At 61.0% G+C, this 25,249-nt stretch carries 22 protein-coding genes and 1 tRNA gene; 8 read left to right on the forward strand and 15 right to left on the reverse strand.

All coding sequences use genetic code 11. The annotated features are described in order from the left end of the window. Positions 1-8: 8 nt before the first annotated feature. The gene (locus AADA15_RS04125; RefSeq protein WP_341640280.1) at positions 9-494 is read left to right on the forward strand and encodes a HugZ family pyridoxamine 5'-phosphate oxidase; all 486 of its coding nucleotides are present in this window, start codon (positions 9-11) and stop codon (positions 492-494) included. 30 nt (positions 495-524) lie between these two features. Here the strand turns inward: AADA15_RS04125 and AADA15_RS04130 are convergent, their stop codons facing one another. The 3 genes from AADA15_RS04130 to AADA15_RS04140 all read right to left on the reverse strand — a co-directional run bounded on the left by AADA15_RS04130 (position 525) and on the right by AADA15_RS04140 (position 5,011). Next, positions 525-2,810 carry a glycosyl hydrolase family 28-related protein gene (locus AADA15_RS04130; protein WP_341640281.1) on the reverse strand — a complete coding sequence of 762 codons (2,286 nt, stop codon included), beginning with the start codon at positions 2,808-2,810 and terminating at the stop codon, positions 525-527. Between the two features lie 105 nt (positions 2,811-2,915). Further along, positions 2,916-3,320 (reverse strand): DUF4864 domain-containing protein, encoded by a 405-nt coding sequence (locus tag AADA15_RS04135; protein WP_341640282.1) that lies wholly within the window; start codon positions 3,318-3,320, stop codon positions 2,916-2,918. 110 nt (positions 3,321-3,430) lie between these two features. Beyond that, positions 3,431-5,011: a lysine--tRNA ligase gene (locus AADA15_RS04140; protein WP_341640283.1), complete on the reverse strand. Its 1,581-nt coding sequence runs from the start codon at positions 5,009-5,011 to the stop codon at positions 3,431-3,433. A gap of 273 nt (positions 5,012-5,284) precedes the next feature. Here AADA15_RS04140 and AADA15_RS04145 point away from each other — a divergent pair, with 273 nt between their 5' ends. Both AADA15_RS04145 and AADA15_RS04150 read left to right on the forward strand, forming a co-directional pair. Further along, a complete protein-coding gene (locus AADA15_RS04145) occupies positions 5,285-5,707 on the forward strand; it encodes a tellurite resistance TerB family protein (RefSeq protein WP_341640284.1) in 423 nt (140 codons plus the stop codon). 86 nt (positions 5,708-5,793) lie between these two features. Then, entirely contained in the window at positions 5,794-6,207 is a 414-nt protein-coding gene (locus AADA15_RS04150; protein WP_341640285.1) for a hypothetical protein, read from the forward strand. A 177-nt stretch (positions 6,208-6,384) separates the two neighbouring features. On the opposite strand, the gene AADA15_RS04155 is transcribed toward AADA15_RS04150, so the two are convergent. Further along, a complete protein-coding gene (locus tag AADA15_RS04155; RefSeq protein WP_341640286.1) occupies positions 6,385-8,886 on the reverse strand; it encodes a Hint domain-containing protein in 2,502 nt (833 codons plus the stop codon). A 297-nt stretch (positions 8,887-9,183) separates the two neighbouring features. Then, positions 9,184-9,888 (reverse strand): CbiX/SirB N-terminal domain-containing protein, encoded by a 705-nt coding sequence (locus AADA15_RS04160; protein WP_341640287.1) that lies wholly within the window; start codon positions 9,886-9,888, stop codon positions 9,184-9,186. Between the two features lie 283 nt (positions 9,889-10,171). On the opposite strand from AADA15_RS04160, the gene AADA15_RS04165 reads away from it, so the two are divergent. The 4 genes from AADA15_RS04165 to AADA15_RS04180 all read left to right on the forward strand — a co-directional run bounded on the left by AADA15_RS04165 (position 10,172) and on the right by AADA15_RS04180 (position 15,435). Next, positions 10,172-10,245: transfer RNA gene (locus AADA15_RS04165), tRNA-Gly, on the forward strand. A gap of 239 nt (positions 10,246-10,484) precedes the next feature. Further along, positions 10,485-12,284 (forward strand): ABC transporter transmembrane domain-containing protein, encoded by a 1,800-nt coding sequence (locus AADA15_RS04170; RefSeq protein ID WP_341640288.1) that lies wholly within the window; start codon positions 10,485-10,487, stop codon positions 12,282-12,284. 190 nt (positions 12,285-12,474) lie between these two features. Beyond that, the gene (locus AADA15_RS04175) at positions 12,475-14,385 is read left to right on the forward strand and encodes an acyl-CoA synthetase (protein ID WP_341640289.1); all 1,911 of its coding nucleotides are present in this window, start codon (positions 12,475-12,477) and stop codon (positions 14,383-14,385) included. A 123-nt stretch (positions 14,386-14,508) separates the two neighbouring features. After that, positions 14,509-15,435: an alpha/beta hydrolase gene (locus AADA15_RS04180; RefSeq protein ID WP_341640290.1), complete on the forward strand. Its 927-nt coding sequence runs from the start codon at positions 14,509-14,511 to the stop codon at positions 15,433-15,435. Positions 15,436-15,439: 4 nt separating this feature from the next. Here the strand turns inward: AADA15_RS04180 and AADA15_RS04185 are convergent, their stop codons facing one another. From AADA15_RS04185 to AADA15_RS04225, 9 genes are all read right to left on the reverse strand, one after another. After that, positions 15,440-15,775 carry a DUF4453 domain-containing protein gene (locus AADA15_RS04185; RefSeq protein WP_341640291.1) on the reverse strand — a complete coding sequence of 112 codons (336 nt, stop codon included), beginning with the start codon at positions 15,773-15,775 and terminating at the stop codon, positions 15,440-15,442. After that, positions 15,776-15,997, reverse strand: a complete 222-nt coding sequence (locus AADA15_RS04190) for a YARHG domain-containing protein (protein WP_341640574.1) — start codon at positions 15,995-15,997, stop codon at positions 15,776-15,778. Positions 15,998-16,069: 72 nt separating this feature from the next. Continuing rightward, the gene (locus tag AADA15_RS04195; RefSeq protein ID WP_341640292.1) at positions 16,070-16,906 is read right to left on the reverse strand and encodes an alkaline phosphatase family protein; all 837 of its coding nucleotides are present in this window, start codon (positions 16,904-16,906) and stop codon (positions 16,070-16,072) included. Positions 16,907-17,000: 94 nt separating this feature from the next. Then, entirely contained in the window at positions 17,001-18,638 is a 1,638-nt protein-coding gene (locus AADA15_RS04200; RefSeq protein WP_341640293.1) for an ABC transporter ATP-binding protein, read from the reverse strand. Then, complete coding sequence (locus tag AADA15_RS04205; protein WP_341640294.1) at positions 18,635-19,450, reverse strand: ABC transporter permease; 816 nt, start codon at positions 19,448-19,450, stop codon at positions 18,635-18,637. Before AADA15_RS04205 ends, AADA15_RS04200 begins: the two co-directional genes overlap by 4 nt. Continuing rightward, on the reverse strand, positions 19,447-20,406 hold the full coding sequence (locus AADA15_RS04210; RefSeq protein WP_341640295.1) for an ABC transporter permease: 960 nt from the start codon (positions 20,404-20,406) through the stop codon (positions 19,447-19,449). The genes AADA15_RS04205 and AADA15_RS04210 overlap by 4 nt, the downstream gene beginning before the upstream one ends. 1 nt (position 20,407) lies before the next feature. Then, on the reverse strand, positions 20,408-21,991 hold the full coding sequence (locus tag AADA15_RS04215) for an ABC transporter substrate-binding protein (RefSeq protein ID WP_341640296.1): 1,584 nt from the start codon (positions 21,989-21,991) through the stop codon (positions 20,408-20,410). A 314-nt stretch (positions 21,992-22,305) separates the two neighbouring features. Further along, positions 22,306-22,752 (reverse strand): D-aminoacyl-tRNA deacylase, encoded by a 447-nt coding sequence (dtd, locus tag AADA15_RS04220; protein ID WP_341640297.1) that lies wholly within the window; start codon positions 22,750-22,752, stop codon positions 22,306-22,308. Positions 22,753-22,783: 31 nt separating this feature from the next. Continuing rightward, the gene (locus tag AADA15_RS04225) at positions 22,784-23,464 is read right to left on the reverse strand and encodes a nitroreductase (RefSeq protein WP_341640298.1); all 681 of its coding nucleotides are present in this window, start codon (positions 23,462-23,464) and stop codon (positions 22,784-22,786) included. Between the two features lie 137 nt (positions 23,465-23,601). Here AADA15_RS04225 and AADA15_RS04230 point away from each other — a divergent pair, with 137 nt between their 5' ends. Then, positions 23,602-24,021 carry an Hsp20/alpha crystallin family protein gene (locus tag AADA15_RS04230; protein ID WP_341640299.1) on the forward strand — a complete coding sequence of 140 codons (420 nt, stop codon included), beginning with the start codon at positions 23,602-23,604 and terminating at the stop codon, positions 24,019-24,021. 72 nt (positions 24,022-24,093) lie between these two features. Here the strand turns inward: AADA15_RS04230 and AADA15_RS04235 are convergent, their stop codons facing one another. Further along, the gene (locus AADA15_RS04235) at positions 24,094-25,245 is read right to left on the reverse strand and encodes a primosomal protein N' (replication factor Y) - superfamily II helicase (RefSeq protein WP_437343168.1); all 1,152 of its coding nucleotides are present in this window, start codon (positions 25,243-25,245) and stop codon (positions 24,094-24,096) included. Between the last annotated feature and the right edge of the window lie 4 nt (positions 25,246-25,249).

The following is a 25,249-nucleotide window of genomic DNA, read 5'->3' on the forward strand; positions in this document are numbered from 1 at the left end:
GGTCGAACATGAGCGATCCCATCCGTCCAACCGATGAAGATGCCCGCCAACTGGCGCGGGACCTGATGGCGCAGGCCCGTTTTGCGGCTTTGGGTGTCATTGACCAGACGGGATATCCGCTGGTCACACGGGTGGCATTCGGGCTGTGCCCGCAGGGGCAGCCTGTCAGTTTGATCTCGGGCCTCGCGGCCCATACGCGGGCCCTCGGGGCGAACCCGGCATGTTCACTCATGGTCGGCGAGCCTGGTGATCGGGGCGATCCGTTGACGCATCCCAGGATCAGCCTGCAGGGCAGGGCGCATTTCGTGCCGAATTCCGGCGAAGAGCATGCCGCGCTGGCTGATCACTATTTGCGCACGCACCCCAAGGCAAAGCTCTATATCGGTTTTGTGGACTTTTCCTTTGTCCGCTTCACTGTCGAGGCCGGATATCTGAACGGGGGATTTGGCAAAGCCTTTCACCTGACCCCCGCGGATTTGTCCCAACCCGGCTGAACTCGGGGCTGCGCAGCCGATGAGGTTCCTCTAACGGTCCACTCGGACGATCACTTGCACTTCGCCTCTCAAGGCTTCCTGCCAGCGCAATCTGATCTGATCGCGATTGCTGCCTTGCTCCACTTCCACATAAGGCGTGGCATAGCGCGTGCTGCCGCCTGCAGTGCGTATGGGGCCAATGGCCGTGACCGCGTCAACCTTGCGGGCGCGCCCCTCAAACGGCAGTTGCAGATCCGTTGCAACGGTCCATGATGTGGCCGCGCTGCCTTGGACATGTTCGAGCCGCAAGGGGCTGGCGGCGCCATGCGTCACATTGTGGTAGGTGTTGCCCTCAAAAAACACCATCCTCGTGCGGCTGAAATCAAGATCCGCAAAGCTGGTATCGACCCGCTCGACCCGGTCAATGGATCCATTGATCGAGCGGAACTTGTTGCCGGAAACGGTGATCCCGTTCAGGAAGTGACCCGTCCCGTAGGGCTTGACTACGATATAGCTGAACCAGGGGGCGACATCGCCGGAGAGGAACACATTGTCTGTTATGGACAGGGCGCTGAAGGAAAACCCGCCGGTGAAGTCCGGGGTTGGATCGTACTCGTTGGTCCATTCGACAAAGCAGTTGTCGATGTAATTGTCCGACACGGTGGAGGCGTTGTAGTTCTCGGTCAGCACAAGGCCCGCAGTGCGCACCCCATTGGCGACCTCGTCTCCCTGAAAGAAGTGGTTCCCCGTGACGGTGTTGTTGCCGCCCGCCAGCAGGGCAAAGTGGCGGAACTTGGTGGCGCGGTTGTTGCGCAGTTTTGCATCGTTGGCGTTGGCGTTGAGTGCAATGCTGCTGCGGCTTGAAACGTCCAGCGGCTCTTCTGCGGACAGGAACTGGCAATTGTCCACCAGTATGCCCTGACAGCCGGTTCCAATCGAGGTGATCCCCCGATCCTTGGGGCGCGAGACAAAGCAGTGATCAAGGCTGAAGACCGTCCCAGAGAGGGCAAGACGGATCGCGCTGGAGTGAGAATTGCACTGAACCTCGATCTCGGTCATGCCGAATTTGCTAAGCTGACTGAACCCTGAGAAATCCAGCATGTACTTGAAGTCCCGGAAGGTGAAATTCTGCGTGCCGACCGCATCGAACAGCGGCTTGCTGAGCGTGAGCTCACCCGCGCCGGTATTCTTTTCGCGCACATAGACTTCGCGTCCGACCCCGCTGCCCTCGACCAGAGCCCCGACCGGAATATTGGCGATATTGCTGACATTGGTCAGCTTGCGCGAGTCGCCCGTGCTGTAGGTCGCCTGCGAGGTCACGACATCGGTATCCCAGGCCGCGCCGCCCACCGCCGAGAATTGCCCGTTGCGAATAACGCGGCGTGTTGCGTAGGAACTGCGATTTGGGACGGCGGCCTGCATATCGATCGGAGCGGTCACGGAGATCATGCGTCCCTTCAGATCAAGGGATTCATGGTCCACGTTGTTCAGGAGTGCCTGAAAGGCCTTTTTGAAGCCCAGCTCCTCGTCTCCGAAGGCGGCGGCATAGGAGGGAAAGTCGAAGTTCCGGCGCAACAACAGCATCCTGTCGGTCGCCATGGTGACGGTACCCTGGAATATCACATCGCTGTCCAGTGATACCGTACTACCCAGGAGGAAGCTGCCTTCGGGAACCAGCAGTCGGCGACCGTTCGCCGCCGCATCCGCAGCCTCGAACGCAGCGGTGTTGTCCTGTACGCCATCGCCAATCGCGCCATAGTCGGTGACGTCCACCAAGCTGAGCATATCGCGCAGGAAGGCGCTGGTAATATCCGTGATCTCGATATCGTCAATGCGCACCACCCCGCCATTGGGGCCGATCAGATCCAGACCCAGGTGGCCATATGTGGCCGAGATGCCCCACGGCATATCAACGCCAGAGCGGCTGCCGGTTCCCACAATGGCCGTGATCTCGAAGACGCGCCCGTAGGATGACAGGGTCGTGCTGCTGCCGATTTCGACAACGCCAGATACGTGGGCATTGCTGGAGTCTCCGGCCCAGCCGGCAATGCGCACGCTGGGAAGCGCGCCGCTGATCGCCTTTACCCGCGCCTTTACCTGCAGGTAGCAGCCCGGCAGGATCGGCGTTTGCACCATGTACCGAAGCCGCTGCGTGCTTTCGGTCTTCTGCAATTCAAGACAGCCGCCGAAATCCGCATCCGCCGCGACCAGGGCCGCGTTTATGGCTCCGTCGTAGGTGTCGGAGCCGGGAGTTCCATTGCCGCTGGACCATTGATCAAGCCCCTCCTCGAATGGCGCAGGCATCAGTTGCAAACCGTCGGTGATTACCTTGTTCATGGAAAACCCTTTCCTATGCCGCAGGAGCGCATGGGGCGCTGTTGCGAAAAGGGTTTAGTCCGTCTGGATTAACTGTGGCTCAGGCAGGCGCGCGGTGCCTGTGCATCAGGCGCTGCCCTCCGGCGCGCGCAATATCTGTACGGCGTTGATTTTCCAGTCCGATCCCCGGTCGACCATTTGATAGTCGAGAAGGTGCAAACGCCCGTCCCGATCGCGGATGAGCACACGCTGCCACAGCAATCCGGCGACCTCCCTCAGGCCCAGGTAGCGCACCTCGGCCGGGCTCAGGACCATCGGATAGCCGCGCTCCACCATTTCGCCAAAGGTCTCGGCTGTACCAAACAGGTTCTGGATCGAGGGTGAGGCATGGTCGAATGCGGCCGAGTAGTCCTCTGCGCGAAAGGCCTCAATCTGTGCCGCAATTACGGACTTGATTCTGCCTTGCTCGGTGGCGGCAGCGGGAAAGCCCCAAGCAACCAGAAAAAAGAAAACACTGATGAACCTCAGCATGGCACCCTCCCGCTGCCGACCACTATTCATCCTAGGGCGGGGCCAGAGGCGGTCAAAAAAAGGACGCCAAAAATGGCGTCCCTCACGGCTTCGTGATCGTGTGCCGCGTGCTAGGCAAGCTCCCCGGCCAGCGCCTTGTCGATCAATGCAACGGTCTCATCGACGCCATAGAGGGCGACAAATCCGCCGAACCGCGGCCCCTGGCTGGCGCCGAGCAGAACCTCGTAAAGCGCCTTGAACCAGTCGCGCATGTTCTCTTTGCCAAAGTGTTCGCGGCCCACTTCGAAGACGACGCCTTGCAGGGCTTCGCCGGTGTTCTCGCCGTCGAACGCGGCCAGTTTGGCGCGGAACTCTTCCAGCGCGGCGCGTTCGGTATCGCTGGGCGCGCGGAAGACTTTTTCCGGCTCCACAAAGTCCTCGTAGTACTTCACCGCATAACCCGCCGCAGCATCAAGGTCGGGGTGCGTTTCCGGCGTTGCCTCTGGCGCATAGCGGCGGATGAAGCCCCAGAGGGTCTCTTTGTCATGCGCCGAAGCCACCGACGCGAGGTTCAGCAGCATCGAGAAGGGCACCACCATCATCGACTGCGGTACGTCCCCGCCGTGGATATGCCAGACCGGGTTGTTGAGCTGCGCCTTCAGGTCCTGTCCGTGGTAGGCGCGCAGCTGTTGGTGGTACTCGTCCATCGCCTTGGGGATCACATCGAAATGCATCCGTTTGGCGGTCTTGGGCTTCTGGTACATGAAATAGGCCAGACTCTCGGTCGAGGCATAGGTCAGCCATTCATCGATCGACACGCCGTTGCCGGAGGTTTTCGAGATCTTCTGGCCGTTCTCATCGAGAAACAGCTCGTAAGTGAAATGCTCGGGTGCGCGCCAGCCGAGGATCCGGCAGATGCCGTCATAGATCGGCGTATTGGTGCTGTGATCCTTGCCGTACATCTCGAAATCGACTTCAAGCGCGGCCCAGCGGGCGCCAAAGTCCGGCTTCCACTGCAGTTTCACATTTCCGCCGGTGACGGGCAGGGTCCATTCCTTGCCGTCCTCATCGTCAAAGGTGATGGTGTGGTTTTCCGCATCCACCTTTTTCATCGGCACGTAGAGAACCCGCCCCGTTTCCGGGTGGATCGGCAGGAAGATCGAATAGGTCTGGCGGCGTTCCTCGCGCAGGGACTTGAGCATGACCTCCATGATCTCGTCATACTTTTCGCAGGCGCGTTTCAGGATCTCGTCGAACTGGCCGGTGCCATAGAATTCGGTGGCCGAGTAGAAATCATACTCGAACCCGAAGGTGTCGAGGAAGCGGCGCAGCATGGCGTTGTTGTGATCGCCAAAGCTCTCGTGCGTGCCAAAGGGATCGGGCACCGAGGTCAGCGGTTTTTGCAGGTGATCCTTCAGACTGTCTGCATTGGGCACGTTGCCGGGGATCTTGCGCATCCCGTCCAGGTCATCGGAAAAACAGATCAGCCGCGTCGGAATGTCCGAGATGACCTCGAAGGCGCGTTTGATCATCGTGGTGCGGGCAACCTCGCCAAAGGTGCCGATATGGGGCAGGCCCGAGGGGCCATAGCCGGTTTCAAACAGCACATAGCCCTTCTCCGGCGCGCCCTTGGCGTAACGTTTGAGAATGCGACGTGCTTCTTCAAACGGCCAGGCTTTGCTCGTCAGAGCGGTTTCGCGCAGTTCAGACATGTTGTTCTCCATCGGTCGCCCCGAGGGGGCGGTTATCCGCATAACCGGCATGCACCTTGCATCCGGCCTCTCCCTCTATTGTGCCGGTGCAGCATGAGTCAATAAACACTGGCGCAGAACTGCCTCTCAGCCTCTGCAAAAACGGGGTCCATGGCCCTTTTGCGCGGCGATCCACCGCTGTGTTGACCTATTTGGTGAACCGGCGTGGTTGCGCCTGACGCAATCCCCGCCTATCGTCCGTTTCAAATGCAAATCCATGAAAAGGTTGCGCCAATGAGTGAGCTAGCCCCTCATCCGATGACCCCGCAAGATTGCCTTGTGGCGCTGATGGTGGCGATTTCGGCTTCGGACGAGAACATCCGAACGGCCGAGCTGGTCAAGATCCAGTCGGCCGTCAATATGCTGCCGGTCTTTGGGGCTTATGACATCGACCGGATCAACACGATCTCGCAGACCGTGTTTGACCTTTTTGAGCAGGAAGATGGCCTGGATGCGCTTTTTGGCCTGATCCGCGACAACCTGCCCGAGCGGTTGTTCGAAACCGCCTACGCGCTGGCTTGTGATGTTGCGGCGGCCGATGGCAGCCTCGCCGAGACCGAGCTGCGTCTTCTGGAAGAGATCCGCTATGAGCTGAACATCGACCGTTTGCACGCAGCTGCCATCGAACGCGGCGCCCGCGCACGGCATATGGTGTAAAACGCCAGGCGCTAAAGTGTCGGCGTATGGCTCTTTGGCACTTCGCCTGAAGCAAAACCTTTTGACGAAAATGCTGGAGATATTGAATGACGATTTCCTCGAAATCCATTGGCGTGTTGTCACTTGTTTCGTGCCTGTTCCTCGCGGCGTGCGGCGGAACAACATCGAGCGATCAATCGTCGGCTGGCGGTTTCAACAAGACCCGCAGTAATGGTGCCAAAATTGTTGTTGACGGCACCCCGATCAACTGGCTGATCACAGGCGGAATGAAGCACAGTTCGGGCGCTGACGGCGCTCTTTTCCTTTTCTTCAATCCCGGTACAGACAAGCCTTCCATGAACACGTCCCTCGCTCTGTCACAGCGTATCGCTCTGGCTGAAAAAGCGGTTGCGGCGCACCCCAAATGCGAATGGGTGGGCTTTGATCCGGCATTCCACAAGAGTCTGGCAGGAAATACCGGCAGCCCGAAAAGTGAACTGTGGGCGCCCGTCAAGTGTTGATCTGAGCGCTTCGCGACCGCTCAAGGCTGCACCGGATTAGCTGTCATCGTCGGCCGCGCGAAGAGCGCGGCTGCGATGGGCTGCTGAATTGTGAGCATCTCAAGCCGTATTGCGGCACAAAGATCTCGGTGGGGGGCCTGGGCGTCTTGGGCAATGGGCAATGTCGGGAGATGTGGCTCAGGCCGCGCGGATCTTTTTCAGATCGCTGCGACCAAGGGACAGGCGTGCAAGTTCTCCGTAGGTCTTGCGCACCTGGCCGCGTCCTTCGTCGCCCGTGAGGTAGCGCGCAAGGCTCAGCTCCGGGAAGAGCTCGAACAGCTCGCGCATGTTTTCCGCGGACAGTCCCCGGATTGCCTCTGGGCCGGGCCAGAACGTCTCGGTCGCGATGCCTTCGGCAAAGATCACCTCATGCTGCTCGGTCATCAGGTGTACATAGGTCACGCCATGGGGGGCAGAGGTTCTTTGTCTGCATTTGCCGTCGATCTTCGACAGCAGTTTGGCTGACAGAAAACTTTCGCCAAAAGGAAGGTCGCGCTCAAAAGTGCGGCTATGGACCATGAAACGGTGCTGCGGGGAAACCCACATGGGGCGCTCCGGGGACAGAAGGCCATTGGGCGCGATGCAATAGGGCCGCAGGTGCGGACGCAAGGCCAGTTCTGCTGCGCTCAGGTCACGTTTGCCGACCCAGATGACGGGTTGGTAGCCATTGTCCGCCGTCTGCAGCAGATCTCCGACCTGGATTTCTCCTGCGGGCACCGCGCCGCGTTTGGTCGCGATCATCACATCCTGCGTGAAGCAGGGAATACCGGCGGCATAGAGCTGTTCATGCGTGCTCATCTGCGCGGGTGTCACGCCGCTCAGCACAAGCTTTTCCCCGCTTGGGAATGTCAGCAGGGCATTCCCGAAACCGTCATCGCTGACCACGACGTCGCTGGTGCGCACCGCGCCCAGAGGTCCGGTGCCGCCGGTCAGTTCCGAAACATCCAGCTGATCGTTGTAAAAGCTGTTGGCGTCATCGTCTCCGAGGTCGAAGTCGCTGATGGTGTCAACGCCTCCGGCAGTCGTAAGGACGACTTTGTCATAGCCCGCACCGCCGGTAATGAGATCGTCGCCGGCGCCCATCTTGACGGTATCGTCGCCGGCACCCGCATCGATGACCACGCCCGCCGTATCCGCCGAGGCGTCCACGATGTCGGCCTGGTTCGTCAGATCCAGTGCTTCGATTTCGGAGAAGGTGATCGTGTCGGTGCCGTCCGTTATCGTACCGGCCTCGGGGCCGGTATAGGTCACCGAAACGCCTGTCGTGACCGGGGTCAGGTCGACCGTATCATAGTCCACCCCGGCTTCGCCCCCCGATAGGGTGTCGTTGCCAAAGCCGTCGGACATGCGGAAGACATCCATGTCGGCCTCGCCGAACATCAGGTCGTCGCCCGCACCACCGACCAGCAAGTCGTTGTCGACACCGCCGTAAAGTGTGTCGTTGCCGTCGCCACCCTCCAAGGTGTCGTTGCCTTCAGTAGCAACGATGCTGTCGTTGCCGACGCCACCGACAAGGCTGTCGTCACCGGCAGAGTTCCTCAGCGTATCGTCGCCTTCACCGCCGAGCAGTGTGTCGTTGCCAAGGCCGGTGGTCAGATAGTCATCGCCCGCGCCACCCTCGATGTAGTCATCGCCTTCGCCGCCCGCGATCGTGTCGCCGCCATCGCCGCCGTACATGGTGTCATTGCCGACGCCGCCCTCCATGAGGTCGTTCCCGTCGCCACCATCCAGCATGTCGTTGCCTTCGTCGCCGTAAAGAGCGTCATTGCCGCCCTGACCATAGACGATGTCGTTGCCGTCACCGGCGACAATGGTGTCCGCGCCCTGATCAATCACGGTGACAACCGCATCATCGATCACATTCCCGGACAGGGTGAACCCTGAAAGACCGACCCGCGTCTGCAGGGTAAACTCAATGGCAGAGCGATCCTCGAACTCCGCAGAAAACCAGGAATCCTGGTCCGTGTACATGTTCGCTTCGGTACCGGTCGCCGTCACCATGTTTCCGTCGATTGCGGTGTTCAGAGAACTGTCCGCAGAAACGCCGAAAGAGGTGAAGCTGTTGCCGTCGACAACTACGGCCTCGGCGTCGCCGTAACCGCTGTTGTCATCGACGTCATTGAAGGTCGCCGTGGAATTCAGGTAGACTGGATTGCCCGTAACCGGATCGAAGAATTCCAGACGGAAGGTCGCGCGGTCTCCGGCCTGATCGCCATCGAGCAGAATCTCTGCCCCCTCGGCATAGCCAAATCTCACGAGCAGATCGGGATTGTCCTTGTCAACCAGAACAAGGCGGCCCCAGACCTTGCTGCCGTCTGCCAATGTGGCCACGTCCCGAAAGATCGCACTGTCCCCGGCGGATCCGAGGCCGCCGTCATGCGAGATGCTCTCAATGTTTCGGATATCCAGACGCAGTGGGCTGGCATCGACGCCCTGGTCAAAACCTTCTCCCATGTCGCCATAGAGAACGTCATTCCCTGCACCGCCATCGATGACATCGTCGCCTTCTTCGCCGGCAACGGTGTCGTCGCCGCGGGCGGCGTCGATGGTATCGTTCCCGGTGCTTCCGCCCATAATGTCGGCGCGGTTGGTGCCGGTAAGACTGGCAACAAGGTCATCTACCCACTCTGGTCTGGCCATTGCGTGCTCTCAATCCTGATCGTCGTTTCACCACGGGCGACTTTGAAAGAGACAGCGCGATCTCTTTGGCCCGCAGAAGTCCAGCGATACAGGGTTTGCAATAAGGAATGGTAAAGCAGCGTAAATTCGCCATGCACAAGCGGGTGCGCCGGTGATGGGGCGGCGCGCGGCAAGAGTGGCTTGCCCCAATGTCCGTGTCAGAAAATGGCCAAAGGCGGCGCAGTCAGGTCTGAGGCGTACCCGAGCCGGACGCCGGGAGGTGAGGTTCTGTCACGTGGGGCGCACAGCGAAGTGGCGTCAGTCCTTGCCTAGGGTGTGCCGGATGGCTCGGGCGATCAGCGTGGGTACGCCCTCAGCGGAACCCAGCACAGGGAGGAGGGCGCCCTGAAAGGCAGCCTCGGCAAGGGCTTCGGGAATATCCTGTCGCACGTGATCACCGCTTTGGGCGAAAAACGGCAAACACAGCGTCTGGGCGGGCAGGGCGCGGGCGGCTTCGTCGATGCCGGGAGCTTGCTCGACATAAGCGGGCTCAATCGTTGCACCCGGCAGCAAGTCTCGCAGGCGGGCGGCAAAATCTTCGGCGGCTTCGGCCGCTTTTGGTCCACGTGCGGACCCGTGCGCGGCCAGCAGAAGGCTGAGCGGCTGTTCTGACCAGCCTGCGGCGCGCTGCGCTCCGCGCACCATGCCTGCCGCAACACCCGGCAGATCAGGGTCAAGGCCAAACGGGGTGGCCATGATGTAGTTTCGCCCCTTCAAGCGGTCAGGAAGAACCTTGGAGGTGAACCACCCGCGGGCCATGAAAAACGGGTAGATGACCGCTCCGTCGACCATGACCTTTTCCAAGGCACCGGGGCATGCCAGCGTGGCTGAGCGTACCTCCCAGCCCGGAAGATGAGTGCCCACAGCATGGGCCACCTCCCGCAAAGCTGCTTCGGGGGGCTGGGGAGCCGAAGGTTGGCCGTGGGCTACAAGGATGGCCGTGTGTGTGGCTGACATGGTCATTCGTTCTTTCAACTGTTCTTGCGCCGCCGCGCCCGGCTGCTGCATTCAGAATACATATGGACAGTGTACGCAAGGTGCCCGCGAACGGATGACTCGGCGCCCGGCTGAAACAGTGGCTTGGCAATCGCATGGCACAAGTGGATGAGCCAGAGGTCAGCGCGTCAGGGTTGCAAAAAACCTTTAAGACACGGCGGGTTTGAGTCCTTCGTGAATTCGCCGACTTCGCGGCAAAGAAGGTGGTTGACCTCCCTGTCGCCTTCACCTAAATCACGTCTCACCCTGAGCGGGTATGGTGAAATGGTATCATAAGAGCCTTCCAAGCTTAAGGTGCGGGTTCGATTCCCGCTACCCGCTCCAAGGTCCCCCGGCACATATCGATCGATGGCGGCGCACACTGCCCGCACCACGCTGACTGCAGTTGGCCGTGGCACGGGCTTACCGGCGGCCGGGCGGTGCGTTTCTGCGTCATGCGGCCAGATGCCCTTGGCCTGAGCGCTTGACCTATGGGGCTCGCAAGGCCATGAACCTTCGGGACATTGAAAGGCTATCAGACAGGGTACGGCATCTTGTCTGAACGACTGTTAGAAGGATCTGGAATGGCGCGCACGACGGCAGCACCGAACGCGAATGAAGAGCGGCAGGGATCGCGCAAGATCGGCGTGCTGGCAGCGCTCTGGCCCTTCATGAGACCCTATCGGGCGCTGATGTTCATGGCTACCTGCGCTCTGGTGCTGACGGCGGGTGTGTCGCTCAGTCTGCCTTTGGCGGTGCGCCGGGTGGTGGACAATTTCCGCTTCTCGGATACGGCGCTTTTGAACCAGTATTTCCTTGCGGCGCTGGGCATGGCAGCCTTGCTGGCGGTGGGCACCGGCCTGCGCTATGCGCTGGTGACGCGTTTGGGCGAACGGGTGGTGGCCGATATCCGCAAGGCGGTGTTCGACCGGGTCATCGGCATGAGCCCGGAGTTTTACGAGCGCATCATGACCGGCGAAGTCCTAAGCCGGATCACCACCGATACTACACTGATCCAGTCGGTTCTGGGTTCCTCTGTTTCCATCGCCCTGCGCAACATGCTCTTGTTCGGCGGCGGCATGATCCTGATGCTTCTGACCTCGGCCAAGCTGACGGGGCTGGTGCTGCTGATCGTGCCCGCGGTTGTGGTGCCGATCCTGGTGCTGGGGCGCCGTCTGCGGGCGATCAGCCGCGAAAACCAGGACTGGATCGCGGCCTCTTCGGGGAACGCGGGCGAGGCGCTGGGCGCGGTGCAGACCGTGCAGGCCTTCACCCACGAGGAGACCAGCCGCCAGAAATTCGCGAAGATGACCGAAACGGCCTATGACGTCTCGCGCAAACGGATCCGCACGCGCGCTTTTCTGACCGTCATCGTCATCCTGCTGGTCTTTTCCGGTATCGTGGGCGTCCTGTGGATGGGGGCTGTCGATGTGCGCAGCGGCAATATGAGCGAGGGAAGCCTTGTCCAGTTTGTCATCTATGCTGTGCTTGTTGCCGGCTCCGTCGCGGCCCTGTCGGAAATCTGGAGCGAGCTGCAGCGTGCGGCCGGTGCGACCGAGCGGTTGATTGAACTGCTCAGTGCAACCGACCCGGTGGTGGATCCTGCGGCTCCCAAGGCGTTGGCGCAGCCGGTGCGGGGAGAGATCCGCTTTGACAATGTGATGTTCCGCTACCCGGCGCGCCCGGACGTTCTGGCGCTGGATGACGTCTCCCTCGTCATTCAGCCGGGGGAAACCATTGCCTTTGTCGGCCCGTCCGGTGCGGGGAAGACCACCATCATTCAGCTGATACAGCGGTTTTATGACCCCAATGAGGGCGCGGTGCGTCTGGATGGGATCGCGCTCAGCGATCTTCAACGGGATGACTTCCGCAAACATATCGCCATGGTCCCGCAGGATCCGGTGATCTTCGCCGCTTCGGCCCGTGAAAACATCCGCTTCGGTCGTCCCGAGGCCAGCGATGCCGAGGTCGAGGCCGCCGCAAAGGCCGCCGCCGCGCATGAGTTCATCTCGGCGCTGCCCGAAGGCTATGACAGCTATGTGGGCGAGCGCGGCGTGATGCTGTCGGGCGGTCAGAAACAGCGCATTGCCATCGCCCGTGCGATCCTGAGGGATGCGCCGGTTCTGCTTCTGGACGAGGCGACTTCGGCGCTTGATGCCGAAAGTGAGCGACTTGTGCAGGCTGCCGTGGATGACCTCAGCCAGGGCCGTACGACCCTGATCGTCGCGCATCGTCTTTCGACTGTGAAAAAGGCGGATCGGATCGTTGTGATGGACCAGGGCCGGATTGTTGCGACCGGCACCCATGATACATTGGTGGCAGAGGGCGGTCTTTATGCGCGCCTGGCGCGGCTTCAGTTCACCGACGGGCTTGCTGCAGAGTAAACACCACCCAGGGTGCCCAATATTCGTATCTGACCGGGTTTCCCCTTGGTAAACTGGTGCTTTGTCGCAGCGTAAAAAGGCTGCTTGCCTTGACGTGACCTCTGCGCTGCGCTTGCACAGCGCGGGTTTTGCACCCATTTTAGTTGCAGGAGACAATACCCCCGAAAACAGGGGGCAGGGGAGGACATCAATGCCGTTTGCCACGTTGGAAGACACCAAGGCGGTCGAGAAAGAAATGTCGTGGGAGCAGCGGGATCTGCCTGCGACTCTGTACGGGCTGTTGTCGCGTACGGCAGGCAAGTTCCCAAACAACAATGCGATCAGCTATCAGATCTTTTCCGGTCCCAAGGACAAGGCCGAAACCCTGACCTGGAGCCAGCTCAAGGACCAGGTGACTCAGGCGGCAAACATGTTCCGCGAGCTTGGCATCGGCGAGAATGACGTGGTTGCCTATGTGCTGCCGAATTGTACCGAGACGCTGGTGACCATGCTGGGTGGCGCCGTGGCTGGGATCGTCAATCCTATCAACCCGCTGCTGGAGCCTGAACAGATCGCCTCGATCCTGCGGGAAACCAACGCCAAGGTGGTGGTGACACTCAAGCCCTTCCCCAAGACGGATGTGGCCCAGAAGGTGGCCGAGGCTGTGCGCCACGCGCCCCATGTGAACACCATCCTGGAAGTGGACCTGAACCGCCATCTGACGCCTCCGAAGTCGTGGATCGTGCCTCTGGTGCGTCCCAAGCTGGATAGAAACAAGGCGCAGCTGGCCCATGCGGATTACAAGAGCTTCACCAAAGAGCTGCGCAAACAGCCCACGACGCTGCAGTTTGCTGACAGTACGGAAGATCGTGTCGCCTGCTACTTCCACACCGGTGGCACCACGGGCATGCCCAAGGTGGCCCAGCACAAGTATTCCGGTATGATCTACAACGGCTGGATCGGGCACAGCCTGCTGTTCACTGAAGAGGACAATATCATGTGTCCTTTGCCGCTGTTCCACGTTTTTGCCTGTCACGTGATCGTCATGGCGGCGGTTGCTTCTGGGGCGCATGTGGTCTTCCCCACGCCTCAGGGTTATCGCGGAGATGGGGTGTTCGACAACTTCTGGAAACTGATCGAACGCTGGAAGATTTCTTTCATCATCACTGTGCCCACGGCGATTTCCGCCAAGATGCAGCGCCCGGTGGATGCGGATATCTCTACCGTGAAGACCGCGTTCTCGGGCTCCGCTCCGTTGCCGGTGGAGCTGTTCCGCCGGTTCGAGAAGGCGACCGGCGTCAATATCGTCGAAGGCTACGGTCTGACCGAAGCGACCTGTCTTGTGTCCTGCAACCCGGTGGACGGCGAAAAGAAGATCGGCTCGATCGGCATTCCCTTCCCCTATACGGATGTGAAGATCATCAAGTCCACCGCCGATGGGCTGGTGGAATGCGGCACCGATGAGGTGGGCGAGATCTGCGTTTCCAACCCCGGCGTCTATGCGGGCAATACCTATACCGAGGCCGAGAAGAACGCGGATCTCTATTTCCACGACAGCTACCTGCGCACAGGGGATCTGGGCCGTATCGACGCCGATGGCTATGTCTGGATCACGGGCCGCGCCAAGGATCTGATCATTCGCGGTGGCCATAACATCGACCCCGCCGAGATCGAGGAGGCGCTTTTGGGTCATGAGGCCGTGGCCTTTGCCGGTGCCATCGGCCAGCCGGACCTGCACGCGGGCGAGGTGCCTTGCGCCTTTGTCGAACTGGTCGAGGGCGCCAGCGTGACCGCAGAAGAGCTTATGGATTACTGCAAGGTCCATATCCATGAACGCGCGGCGATCCCGAAACACATGACCATTTTGGACGAGCTGCCCAAGACCGCCGTTGGCAAGGTCTTCAAGCCGGATCTGCGCAAGAATGCCATCACGCGCATCTACAACGAGGCGCTGCTGAAGGCGGGTCTGCCTGCCCGTGTCGAAGCGGTGATCGACGACAAGAAACGCGGTCTGGTGGCACAGGTCGAGGCAAACGGCTCCTGCGATGCCGAAATCGCTCAGGTTCTGGGCGGCTTCACCCGCCCGTGGGAGCATCTGCCACAGGCTCAGACTGCGGCCTGAGCCAAACGAAAACGCGACACGGCAAAGCGCCCTCCGGGGGCGCTTTGTTGTCGTTTTGGCATTCCCTTTCTGCCTCTTCGTGGCCTAGGCTTTGCAGGCAGGAATACTGGAGGCGTCCTTGTCATGGACTATGAAAAGCTGATCGATGCGGAAACCTGGGGCTTTATCCGCAAGACTGCGGACTGCTACCCGGCAGATACGGCGGAGCGGTCCATCGCCGAGCAGCGCGCGATCTATGATGCAATGTCCGAGAGTTTCCGAGCACCGCGCCCGGATGTGGTTGACTGCACCGATACCCTCGCTTCCGGGGTTCCAGTGCGCGTCTACACCGCAGGCGATCCAACCCGCACGGTGATGTACTGCCACGGCGGCGGCTTTGTCGTTGGCGGCCTTGAAAGCCACGATGACGTCTGCGCCGAGATTTGTGCACAGAGCGGCTATCGTGTGGTGGCCGTGGACTATCGCCTCGCACCCGAGCACCTGCACCCGGCCATGTTCGAGGATGCAGGGGCGGCCTTTGAATGGTGTCTCTCCGAATTTGACGGAGGTATCGTTTTGGCGGGCGACAGCGCCGGGGCGAACCTCTGTGCGGCGGTGGCGCATCGCGCGCGCGGGTCAACCGACCGCTTGTTGGGCCAGGTTCTTGTCTACGGCGCCTTTGGCGGGGATGTGAACGCCGGATCCTACGTTGAGCACGCCGATGCTCCGATGCTGACCCGTGACGAGATCCTGTTCTATCAGCGCATCCGCTGCGTGGGGGGCACCCCGCCCAAGGGCGATCCCACATTCGCACCGCTTCATGACAGCGACTTCTCTGACCTTCCGCCGACCGTTCTGGTCACCGCCGATTGCGACCCGGTGCGCGATGACAGCCGCGCCTACCGGGATCGGATCCTTGCCGCAGGGGGCAGGGCACATTGGATAAACGAAGAGGGCCTTGTGCACGGCTATCTGCGCGCCCGCCATTCGGTTCAGCGTGCGCGCGACAGTTTCGAGCGGATTTCAGTGGCGATCGAGGCCCTGGGCCAGGAGGTCTGGCCCTACGACTGAACGGTCACCCTGCGTACTGCTGGCAGGGCACCTCTCCGATGCGTTCGTAGTTCATCCAGCCACCGCTGATCGTGCGCCAGTCGCCCCTGCCCTGAGAGACGGTGACATAGGTCCAACCGGCGCCGGGCCAATGCCCGTATGACACGGTTTGCCCCGGTATGATGGAGCCCACGACGGGGGTGTCGGCGCCTTGGCCTGCGTGCAGCGTGACCTGTGGCCCCATCCAGCCGATACAGGCGCTTTGCCCTTCGTCGGGGATCGGAATGTCCCAAAGCTGCCGCCGCACAAAGAGGTCATCGAGATCAAGGTGCGGCTGCTTTGTGTTTACACGGCAGGACATCTATTTTTCGGCGGCGCGCAGCCTTGCGACGGTCCGATTGTCCTGGGGGCTGAGCGTGACGGACTTGCCGATACAGGGGCCTGTGCCAAAGACAGCCTGTCCCAGAACCGATCCAAAGCAATACCCTGCCTGATCCATGATCGCATTGCGCGTGTACCAGAGATCGTGGCAGTAATCGCTGGCCGCAGCAGGACCGGCCAGCAAGGTGAGGGCAATTAGCATTCGTTTCACGGGTAGCTCCCTTGGCAATCTAACTGTGGCGCCAAAACTTCGCAGCTTTTGATTGCAAAAGGATTACACCAGAAACGGTTTGGCTTTCATGGTCTCGGCAATGGGAGCACCAAGACGAGACAGGATTGTTGGCGCCAGCTGCAACTGGTCGATCACAGCGTCCTCGGCGGGGCCGTCGGCATCACCAAAGTAGTACAGCGCGGTTTCCTGCTGGAGCGGGCTGCGCCCGCCGTGGTGGCCGCGTTCGTCCTGGCCGTGGTCGGCGGTGACGATCACCTCATAGCCCATCTTGCGCCAGCGCGGGATGAAGGGGGCCAGCATTTCGTCCATCACCGCGCAGGCATGGTCCATCTCCTGGCAATCATGGAAGAACCGATGCCCCATACTGTCGAGCGTGCAGGTGTGCAGCATGCCGTAGTTCAAATCGAACCGATGGGCGAGGTTGGTAAGCGTACCAAAGAGATCCACATCCGATGGTGTCATCTGGTTGATCAGCCCATAGCCCGTCATGGTGTGAAAACGGCCGTGGTTGATCGTCTCGCTCTCGGGTTCGTCATATTCGATATCGCGCACGTAGTCGAAGGGATGGCGATTGAAGAACTCGGACCAAAAGCTGTGAGCGACAGCGCCGGTCACGCCGCCGCCCGCGCGCACCTGGCTGAAGACGTCCTTGTGCGACAGGCGAAACACATTTCCGTTTCCGGTGCAGCCATGCTCGGCCGGGGCGACGCCGGTGTGGATGGAGGCATAGCAACTGGCCGAGATCGAAGGCAGCACCGCGCGCTGCTTCCAGACGCGGGCATCGCCGCTGTCCACCCAGCCTTCGAGATTGCCGAACAGGCGGCGGAAGTTGCGCCAGGGCACGCCGTCCAGAATGATCAGAAGGAGTTTGCGGTCCATATTCATCTATCCTTGCAGGTGAGGAGCCATCGGGGAAAGGAAACAGGCCCGCGAGGGGGCGGGCCTGCAAGCTATGCTTAAGGGGCTGACATGGTCAGTTGCCTGCGCTTTCCATCTTGCGGTTGGCGATGACTTCTTCCAGCCAGCCAAGCCGCATTTCAGGGACCGAGCCGAGCAACAGATCGGTGTAATCATCGAAGGGCGGCGACAGAACCTCTGACTTGCTGCCATAGCGCTGCACACGGCCCTGATACATCACGGCGATATTGTCCGAGATGGCCCGCACCGTCGCCAGATCGTGGGTGATGAACAGATAGGCCACGTTCTCGATCTTTTGCAGATTGAGCAGCAATTTCAGAATGCCGTCCGCCACCAGCGGGTCGAGCGCGGATGTCACCTCGTCGCAGATGATCATCTTGGGCTTGGCCGCCAGCGCGCGCGCGATGCAGACACGCTGCTTCTGACCGCCCGACAGCTCGGCCGGGTAGCGGTCGATGAAGCCTTCGCCCAGTTCGATCTCGTCCAGCAGTTCGATGATGCGCTTGCGCTTTTCAGCGCCCTTCATGCCGAAGTAGAACTCCAGCGGGCGCCCGATGATGGTGCCGACCGTCTGGCGCGGGTTCATCGCTACATCGGCCATCTGGTAGATCATCTGCAATTCGCGCAGGTCGTCCCGCGTGCGGCTGGGCAGATCGGGGGAGAGCACACGGCCTGCAAATTCGATCTGGCCCTCGCGCGGCGGCAGAAGACCCGTGATCACGCGGGCGAGGGTGGATTTGCCAGATCCGGATTCGCCCACCACCGCCAGTGTCTGGCCGGGGTAAAGGTCGGCGTTCACATTGTGCAGCACGTCGAACTTGGTGCCCTTGTAGCGCGCTGTGATGTTGCGGATGCTGAGCACCGGCTCGCCCGAGGGCGTCTTTTCTTCATGCTCGATCGAGCGGACCGACACCAGCGCCTTGGTGTAGTCTTCCTGCGGCGCGTTGATGATCTGGTTCACATCGCCGTATTCCACCATGTCGCCATTGCGCAGCACCATGATGTCATCGCTCACCTGTGCCACAACGGCCAGATCGTGGGTGATATAGAGCGCCGCCACACCGGTATCGCGGATCGCTTCCTTGATCGCCTTCAGTACGTCGATCTGCGTGGTCACATCCAGCGCCGTCGTGGGCTCGTCAAAGACCACAAGATCGGGCTCTGGGCACAGGGCCAGCGCCGTCATGCAGCGCTGCAGCTGCCCGCCCGAGACCTGGTGCGGGTAGCGCTCTCCGATGTGGTCGGGATCGGGCAGGCCAAGCTTGGCAAAGAGTGCGCGCGCGCGCGCCTCGGCGTCCTTCTTGGAAAACTTGCCTTGCTCGATCGCGGCCTCGGTGACCTGCTCCATGATCTTCTTGGCCGGATTGAACGAGGCTGCCGCGGATTGCGACACATAGGTGACCTCGCCGCCGCGCAGGGCCCGCACATCCCGGAAAGAGGTTTTCAGAATGTCTCGCCCGTTGATCCAGACTTCACCGCCCGTGATCCTCACGCCGCCCCGGCCATAGGCCATGGAGGCCAGGCCGATGGTGGATTTCCCGGCGCCGGACTCACCGATCAGGCCCAGCACCTTGCCCTTTTCCAGATCGAAACTGACGCCATGCACGATTTCGATGTCATGGGGCTTTTCGCCCGGCGGGTAGACCGTGGCGCCGATCTTGAGGTCGCGGACTTTTACGAGGGGATCGCTCATCCGCGGCCTCCTTTCAGCGAGGTGGTTCGGTTCAGGATCCAGTCGGCCACCAGATTCACCGAGATGGCGAGGGTGGCGATGGCAAAGGCCGGCATCAGCGCGGCCGGGGCGCCATAGACGATGCCTTCGGCGTTTTCCTTCACAATGCCGCCCCAGTCCGCCTGCGGCGGCTGAATGCCAAGGCCGAGGAACGACAGGGTCGAGACGAACAGAACCATGAAGATGAAGCGCAGGCCCATTTCGGCCACCAGCGGCGACAGGGCATTGGGCAGGATTTCGCGGAAGATGATCCATGCGGTTTTCTCACCGCGCAGACGCGCGGCTTCGACATAGTCCATAACCTCGATATCGACGGCGACGGCGCGCGACAGGCGGAAGACGCGGGTGGAGTCCAAAAGACCCATCACCACAATCAGAACCGGCAGGGTCACCGGCATCACCGACAGAACCACAAGGGCAAAGATCAGTGACGGGATCGACATCAGCAGGTCTACGAAACGCGACAGCAGTTGGTCCACCCACCCCCCGGCCACGGCGGCCAGAAAACCCAGCACGGATCCGGTGGTAAAGGACAGGATGGTGGCTGCGGTGGCGACAAAGATCGTGGTCTGCCCGCCGTAGATCATACGCGACAGCAGATCGCGTCCAATACCGTCGGTGCCCAGAAGGAACTCGGCGCTCGGCGGATCCCAGAAGCCGGAACTGACGACTTCGTCATAGCCATAGGGCGCCAGCAGCGGCGCAAAGATGGCCGCGAGGAAGTAAAGCGCGGTGAAGAAGATCCCAATGGCTGCAGCAAGAGGAATTCTCATTTCGGGTGCCTCAGTCTTGGGTTGGAAAGGATGGCGACGATATCGGCAATCATGTTGAGACCGATATAAACGGCGGCAAAGATGATACCGCAGGCCTGCACAACCGGAACGTCCCGTTTGGACACGCTATCCACCAGGTACTGACCCATGCCGGGATAGACAAAGACCACTTCGATCACCACGACGCCCACCACCAGGTAGGCAAGGTTCAGCATCACGACGTTCACGATCGGTGCGATGGCGTTCGGAAAGGCGTGGCGATAGATCACCTGAAAACTGTTGAGGCCCTTCAGTTCGGCCGTCTCGATATAGGCCGATTGCATCACGTTGAGGATCGCAGCGCGCGTCATGCGCATCATGTGCGCCAGTACCACAAGGGTCAGCGTCGCGACCGGCAGGGCTATGGCAACCAGCTTGTCCAGAAGCGGCGCATCGGGGCGAAAGGCTGCGGCGGTCGGGTAGAACCAGCCCATCTTCACGCCAAAGAAGAACATCAGCACATAGCCGATCAGGAACTCAGGGATCGAGATCGAGGCCAGGGTGACGCCGGAAATCATCTTGTCGGGCCAGCGCTCACGATAGCGCACGGCCAGAAGCCCAAGGAAAATGGCCAGCGGCACGGCTATGATGGCGGCCCAAAAGGCGAGGAAAAGGGTGTTGGACAGACGCTGTGCGATGCTCTCGCCAATGTCCCGTCCCGAGGTTAGGGCCGTGCCCAGATCCCCCTGCATCAGCCCGCCCAACCAGGAGAAATACCGTTGCAGGGCAGGTTCATTGAGGCCGAGTTCGGCCCTCAGGTTGGCCAGAGCCTCCGGGGTTGCCGACTGCCCCAGAATGGACTGCGCCACATCCCCCGGAAGGATGATGGTTCCCGCAAAAATCAAGGCCGAAACAAGCAATAGCAGGAACAGGCCCAGCGCAATGCGCTGGACCAATAGTTTTACAATGAGGGGCATCTTATGCCTTCACCCACATTCTGTGCGGAGCGTAGGAGTTCATCAGGGCAAAGCCCTTGGTGTCTTCGACCCAACCGGCCAGGCGATCCGAGGTTGCATCGACAAAGTCGTTGAACATCGGGCAGATCAGGCCGCCTTCGTCACGCAGGATGGTGGACATGTCCGCATACATCTGGGTCCGCTTGCCGGTGTCCAGCTCGGCCCGCGCCGCCAGCAGCAACTGGTCGAACTGCTCATTGTTGAAGCGGGTGTCGTTCCAGTCAGCCGAGGACAGATAGGCCGTGGTGAACATCTGATCCTGGGTCGGACGGCCGCCCCAGTAGCTGGTGCAGAAGGGCTGCTTGTTCCAGACCTCGGACCAGTAGCCGTCGTTCGGCTCACGCTTGACGTTGAGGTTGATGCCCGCACCCGCGCAGGACTGCTGGAACAGAGCCGCCGCATCCGGTGCACCCGGGAAGGAGTTGTCCGAGGTGCGCAGCAGGATCTCGCCGTCATGGCCCGATTTCTTGAGGTGGAACATGGCCTTGTCCGGGTCATATTCGCGCTGTTCGAACTCTGTATAGAGCGGGTAGGAGGCGTTGATCGGGGTGTCGTTGCCGACCGAGCCAAAGCCGTTCAGGATCTTGTCGACCATTTCCTGACGGTTGATGCCGTATTTCAGCGCCATGCGCACATCGTTGTTGTCAAACGGCGCCGTGTTGCAGTGCATGATGAACACATAGTGGCCGGGGCCGCTGGTGGTGTGCAGGTTGATGCCCGGAGCGCGGCCCACCAGTTTCGCGGTGCGCGGTGGCACGCGGTCAATCATGTCAACCTGACCGGACTGCAGCGCCGCAACGCGGGCGGTGTTGTCGTTGATGACGATGTATTCGATGGTTTCGGCATTGCCCAGATCGCCCCAATAGTTGGGGTTCTTCTCGGCGACGAACCGCACGCCCATGTCGGCTTCTTTCAGCACATAGGGGCCGGTGCCGATGGCTGCCGACGGATCATCCTTGCCGCCGCCAGGCTGGATCGCCAGGTGATAGTCGGCCAGCAGATAGGGAAGGTCGGCGTTGGGGGTGTCCAGCTCGATGACGACGCTGTCACCTTCGCCAGAGACATTCTTGATGCCGCGCATGATCCCGAGGGCGCCGGACTTGGTGTCTTCGCCCGAGTGCCGGTCCATGGTCTGCACCACGTCGTCGGCCGTGACAGGTTTACCATTTGAGAAGGTGATGCCCTGGCGGATCTTGAAGGTCCAGACGCGGGCGTCGGCCGAAGCGGAGAAGCTTTCGGCAACCTTGCCCTGGATGCCGCCATCGTCGGCCAGCTCGACCAGCGATTCACCCCAGAGGCGGATCACAGAAAGGGCCACCTGGTTGGTTGCCAGCGCCGGATCAAGACTGTCGGTGGTGCTGCCGCCCTGCAGGCCAACACGGATGGTGCCGCCTTTTTGGGGGCCTGCAGCCATCACTTCGGTGGACAGCAGCGCGTTTGCAGCAGCGGCCGTGAGGCCCAGCGCGGCGGCGCGGCCCATGAACTCGCGGCGGCTCATCATGCCTTTGGCGGCCTGACGGGCCATGAAATGCAGTTGGTCTTTCATCGATTTCTCCCAGTTGAATGTACCGCTTTGCGCAGTTTTTCTTGATTGGCTATTCAAGATTTGCGCATTTGCAGCGGCCTCGCAAGCTTTAATCCCTGTGCCGCTGCGATGGTCCAATTCCGTCGATGGGCATTGGTGCGGTCAACAGGTCGCCTTTTCGCAGTGATATGCCGCATTTTTGTGAAAGAAAACCGGTGGCTGAGAAAAAGTGATCAAAAGCGACAGAAATATGCCGTTTTTGTTCCGTTGCGTTTTTCAGGCGACCTTCAGCAATGCGTGGTCATTGAATGGCTAGGAGATGAGAATCGCAGCCACTACCAGTCTGCGGTATCCATCCAGATCGTGACCGGTCCGTCATTCAAAAGACGCACCTTCATGTCCGCTCCAAAACGACCCCGCTCAACCGGCAGGTCCTGGGTTGCCAAAGCAGCGCAGAAATGGTCGTAGAGCCGCGCTCCGGTTTCAGGGTCCGAGGCGGCAGAAAAACCGGGCCGGTTGCCGCGCCTTGTATCGGCGGCCAGGGTGAATTGGCTGACGGCCAGTACCGCGCCGCCAATATCCCTGACGGATCGATTCATCTTGCCTGCCTCATCCTGAAAGATGCGCAGCTTGGCGATCTTGGTGGCCAGCCGGTCGGCCTCGGCCTCTCTGTCGCCCTCCATGGCGCAGACGAGCACCAATAGCCCGCTGCCGATCTCTCCGGTGATCTCGCCATCAACTGTGACAGAGGCGTCGCTGACGCGCTGAATGAGGGCTCGCATGGGTGCTGTCCTTCGTTTCTTGAGATAGTTGTCAGCCGCGCCAGTCAGCGAACTCGTCCAACGGGGCGCGGCCGGTGCGGAATGCGTTGGCCGGGTGGTCCGTGTCTGCATAGCCAAAGCTGAGTGCGCAGAGGATCAGCCGGTCCTCGGGGATCTCCAGCATCTCATGCAGCATGGGCGCGAAGGAGGCGACGGCGGCCTGAGCGATGCTGGCGACACCCGCCGCCTGCGCGGCGAGTGTAAAGGCCGAGACAAATCCGCCGCAGTCCATGGCGCCATAGGATCCGAGCTCTTTCGGGGACGACAGGATGGCGCAATGGGGCGCTCCGAATAGGGCAAAGTTTTCCATCATCTGCCGGGCCGATCCCGCGCGGTCCCCTTTTTCCACGCCCACGGCCTCATAAAGCGCCCATCCGCATTCGCGGCGGCGCGCCTGGTATTCACCCGAATACCCATCGGGAAAGGGCAGATCCGGGGCGTGACCACCGGCCATGGCCGAATCGGTCAGGGCCTTGCGAAGCCGTTCTGTTTCGGTGCCGCTGGTGATCGTCACTTTCCAGGGCTGGGCATTGCACCACGAGGGCACCCGCTGCGCCGCGCACAGGATCTGCTCTATCATCGCACGGTCCACCGGATCGGGGCGAAAGGCACGGCAGCTGTGCCGGGCCGTGAACAGGGCATCCAGCGCTGCAAGGTCGGGCAGTGTGGTCATTTTTGGCTTTCCTCCGGTTGCGCGGCGCCACAATGGCCATGGGCATCACGGGCCGCAAGAGATGATTTGAGATGGATCAAGGGGATCGGCACTGGGTTGTGCTAGTCTGCGCCTGTCTCAATCAGGAGGATTGATCCATGGTGGAAAAGACCGAGCACAGCGGTTTCTGGCCTTCGCTTTACGATCCCTTCCGTGCCCTTGGTGCCCGGGTTGCGGATTGGCTGAACCCGGCAACCGAAGCCTCGTCCGGCGACAAGGCCTATGACATCACGATGGAGCTGCCGGGCGTCACCGATGACGATGTGGAGCTGACGGTGGACAATGGCGTTCTGACCATCAGCGGCGAGAAAAAGACCTCATCCGAGAGGAAGGGTGACACCTGGTATTTCAGCGAGCGCCAGTATGGTGCGTTCCGCCGTGCCTTCCGGCTGCCCGAGGATGCGGACGGGGCCGCGGCCAGCGCGCGAATGGAGGATGGGGTGCTGCATATCAGCGTGCCGAAGAAGGCGCTGCAAAAGCCCGAGACGGCAAGGAAGATCGAAATCTCCAAGGGTTGACCTTCGGCAGAACCGTGAGCCTCCAGAGCCTCGCCGCGGCGGGGCTTTGTCGGTGTCGAATAAACTCTGCGGCTATTGATTGCCGACGTAAACGGCCACGCCGACCAGGATCAGTGCCACGGCCACCGCACCCGCAATCTTCCAGGCGGAGTAGGGGCGCTCGCCCTGCACGCGGCCCGATTGGCCGTTCACCACGAACCGGTAGCTCTTGCCCCGGTATTTGTAGGCAGCCAGCCAGACCGGCAGCAGGATATGCTTGAACGTGACGTCCGAGACCTCGGTGTCGATATGGGCAATGCGCTGACGATCGCCTCCGATGTCAAAGCGCACGTCGCGTTCGATCACCCGGTCCATGCGCTCTCTTGCCTCGCCAAAGCCGTCCTGCAGGGACACTGCATAGGCCTCGGCTCTGAAACCGGCCAAATACTGCGGCTGATAGGGTTCAAGCGCAGACAGGTCCCAGGGCTCCAGCGCATCGGTATAGCGTTTCGGCAGGCTTTTGGAGGCCAGCACCAGGACATCGTCAAAGAAGCGCTTTACACGGCCCGATACCGGACGCCAGCGTACCTTTGCCACCTGTCTCGCCGTGGGCTTGCCGTCGATCATCACGGTTTCCGTGACATAATAGACGGTGCCGCGCTCCCCCCGGTAGGCGCTGCGGGTATCGGCATCATAGGTCCAGTAGGGGACATAGATCCCCTCCATCCGGCGGCCCTTGCGGGCGTATTCCTTCAGGCCACTTGGGGCGAACCACAGGCGGCCCAGCCAATCGGTCATGGCCTTGTGGGCGCTGCGCTCATCCATGGCAAAAGGCAGAACGCCCTTTGGTTTGATGTGGCGGCTCTCGCCCGTATCGGTGACCACGGGCGTTGCGCAAAACGGGCACTCGCGGGCATGGGTGGTTGGGTCGAACTCCACCTCTGCGGCGCAGTTCGGACACTTGGAGACGCGCGTGGTCTCCATATCCGCCTCTGGGAGTTGCCGATCCAGCGCTGCACGAAAATCCATCTCCCGCAGGGCCCCGCCGCGCCACGGTCCCCCCGCGATCCTTTCCTCATGCCCGCAGTGGCTACAGCAGAGCGTGCCGCTTCGCGGATCAAAGCGATAGTCGGCGCCGCATTGCTCGCAAGGAAAACGGTGAGTCTCACTGGGCGTATTGGCCGTATCCGTCAAGGGAGCAGACTCTGCGGCGCTTAGGCCCGGTGGCGGTGGCGGTGAGGACACGTGT

Source organism: Phycobacter sedimenti, from assembly GCF_038148855.1.
GTDB classification, from domain to species: Bacteria; Pseudomonadota; Alphaproteobacteria; order Rhodobacterales; family Rhodobacteraceae; genus Phycobacter; species Phycobacter sedimenti.

Coding starts and splice junctions, on each gene's coding strand:
- AADA15_RS04195 (WP_341640292.1), bottom strand. CDS start 16,906: ATGGACCGCAAACTCCTTCTGATCATTCTGGACGGCGTGCCCTGGCGC.
- AADA15_RS04145 (WP_341640284.1), top strand. CDS start 5,285: ATGAGTGAGCTAGCCCCTCATCCGATGACCCCGCAAGATTGCCTTGTG.
- AADA15_RS04170 (WP_341640288.1), top strand. CDS start 10,485: ATGGCGCGCACGACGGCAGCACCGAACGCGAATGAAGAGCGGCAGGGA.
- AADA15_RS04185 (WP_341640291.1), bottom strand. CDS start 15,775: ATGTCCTGCCGTGTAAACACAAAGCAGCCGCACCTTGATCTCGATGAC.
- AADA15_RS04210 (WP_341640295.1), bottom strand. CDS start 20,406: ATGCCCCTCATTGTAAAACTATTGGTCCAGCGCATTGCGCTGGGCCTG.
- AADA15_RS04230 (WP_341640299.1), top strand. CDS start 23,602: ATGGTGGAAAAGACCGAGCACAGCGGTTTCTGGCCTTCGCTTTACGAT.
- dtd (WP_341640297.1), bottom strand. CDS start 22,752: ATGCGAGCCCTCATTCAGCGCGTCAGCGACGCCTCTGTCACAGTTGAT.
- AADA15_RS04175 (WP_341640289.1), top strand. CDS start 12,475: ATGCCGTTTGCCACGTTGGAAGACACCAAGGCGGTCGAGAAAGAAATG.
- AADA15_RS04205 (WP_341640294.1), bottom strand. CDS start 19,450: ATGAGAATTCCTCTTGCTGCAGCCATTGGGATCTTCTTCACCGCGCTT.
- AADA15_RS04180 (WP_341640290.1), top strand. CDS start 14,509: ATGGACTATGAAAAGCTGATCGATGCGGAAACCTGGGGCTTTATCCGC.
- AADA15_RS04160 (WP_341640287.1), bottom strand. CDS start 9,888: ATGACCATGTCAGCCACACACACGGCCATCCTTGTAGCCCACGGCCAA.
- AADA15_RS04130 (WP_341640281.1), bottom strand. CDS start 2,810: ATGAACAAGGTAATCACCGACGGTTTGCAACTGATGCCTGCGCCATTC.
- AADA15_RS04155 (WP_341640286.1), bottom strand. CDS start 8,886: ATGGCCAGACCAGAGTGGGTAGATGACCTTGTTGCCAGTCTTACCGGC.
- AADA15_RS04135 (WP_341640282.1), bottom strand. CDS start 3,320: ATGCTGAGGTTCATCAGTGTTTTCTTTTTTCTGGTTGCTTGGGGCTTT.
- AADA15_RS04150 (WP_341640285.1), top strand. CDS start 5,794: ATGACGATTTCCTCGAAATCCATTGGCGTGTTGTCACTTGTTTCGTGC.
- AADA15_RS04200 (WP_341640293.1), bottom strand. CDS start 18,638: ATGAGCGATCCCCTCGTAAAAGTCCGCGACCTCAAGATCGGCGCCACG.
- AADA15_RS04190 (WP_341640574.1), bottom strand. CDS start 15,997: ATGCTAATTGCCCTCACCTTGCTGGCCGGTCCTGCTGCGGCCAGCGAT.
- AADA15_RS04215 (WP_341640296.1), bottom strand. CDS start 21,991: ATGAAAGACCAACTGCATTTCATGGCCCGTCAGGCCGCCAAAGGCATG.
- AADA15_RS04225 (WP_341640298.1), bottom strand. CDS start 23,464: ATGACCACACTGCCCGACCTTGCAGCGCTGGATGCCCTGTTCACGGCC.
- AADA15_RS04125 (WP_341640280.1), top strand. CDS start 9: ATGAGCGATCCCATCCGTCCAACCGATGAAGATGCCCGCCAACTGGCG.
- AADA15_RS04140 (WP_341640283.1), bottom strand. CDS start 5,011: ATGTCTGAACTGCGCGAAACCGCTCTGACGAGCAAAGCCTGGCCGTTT.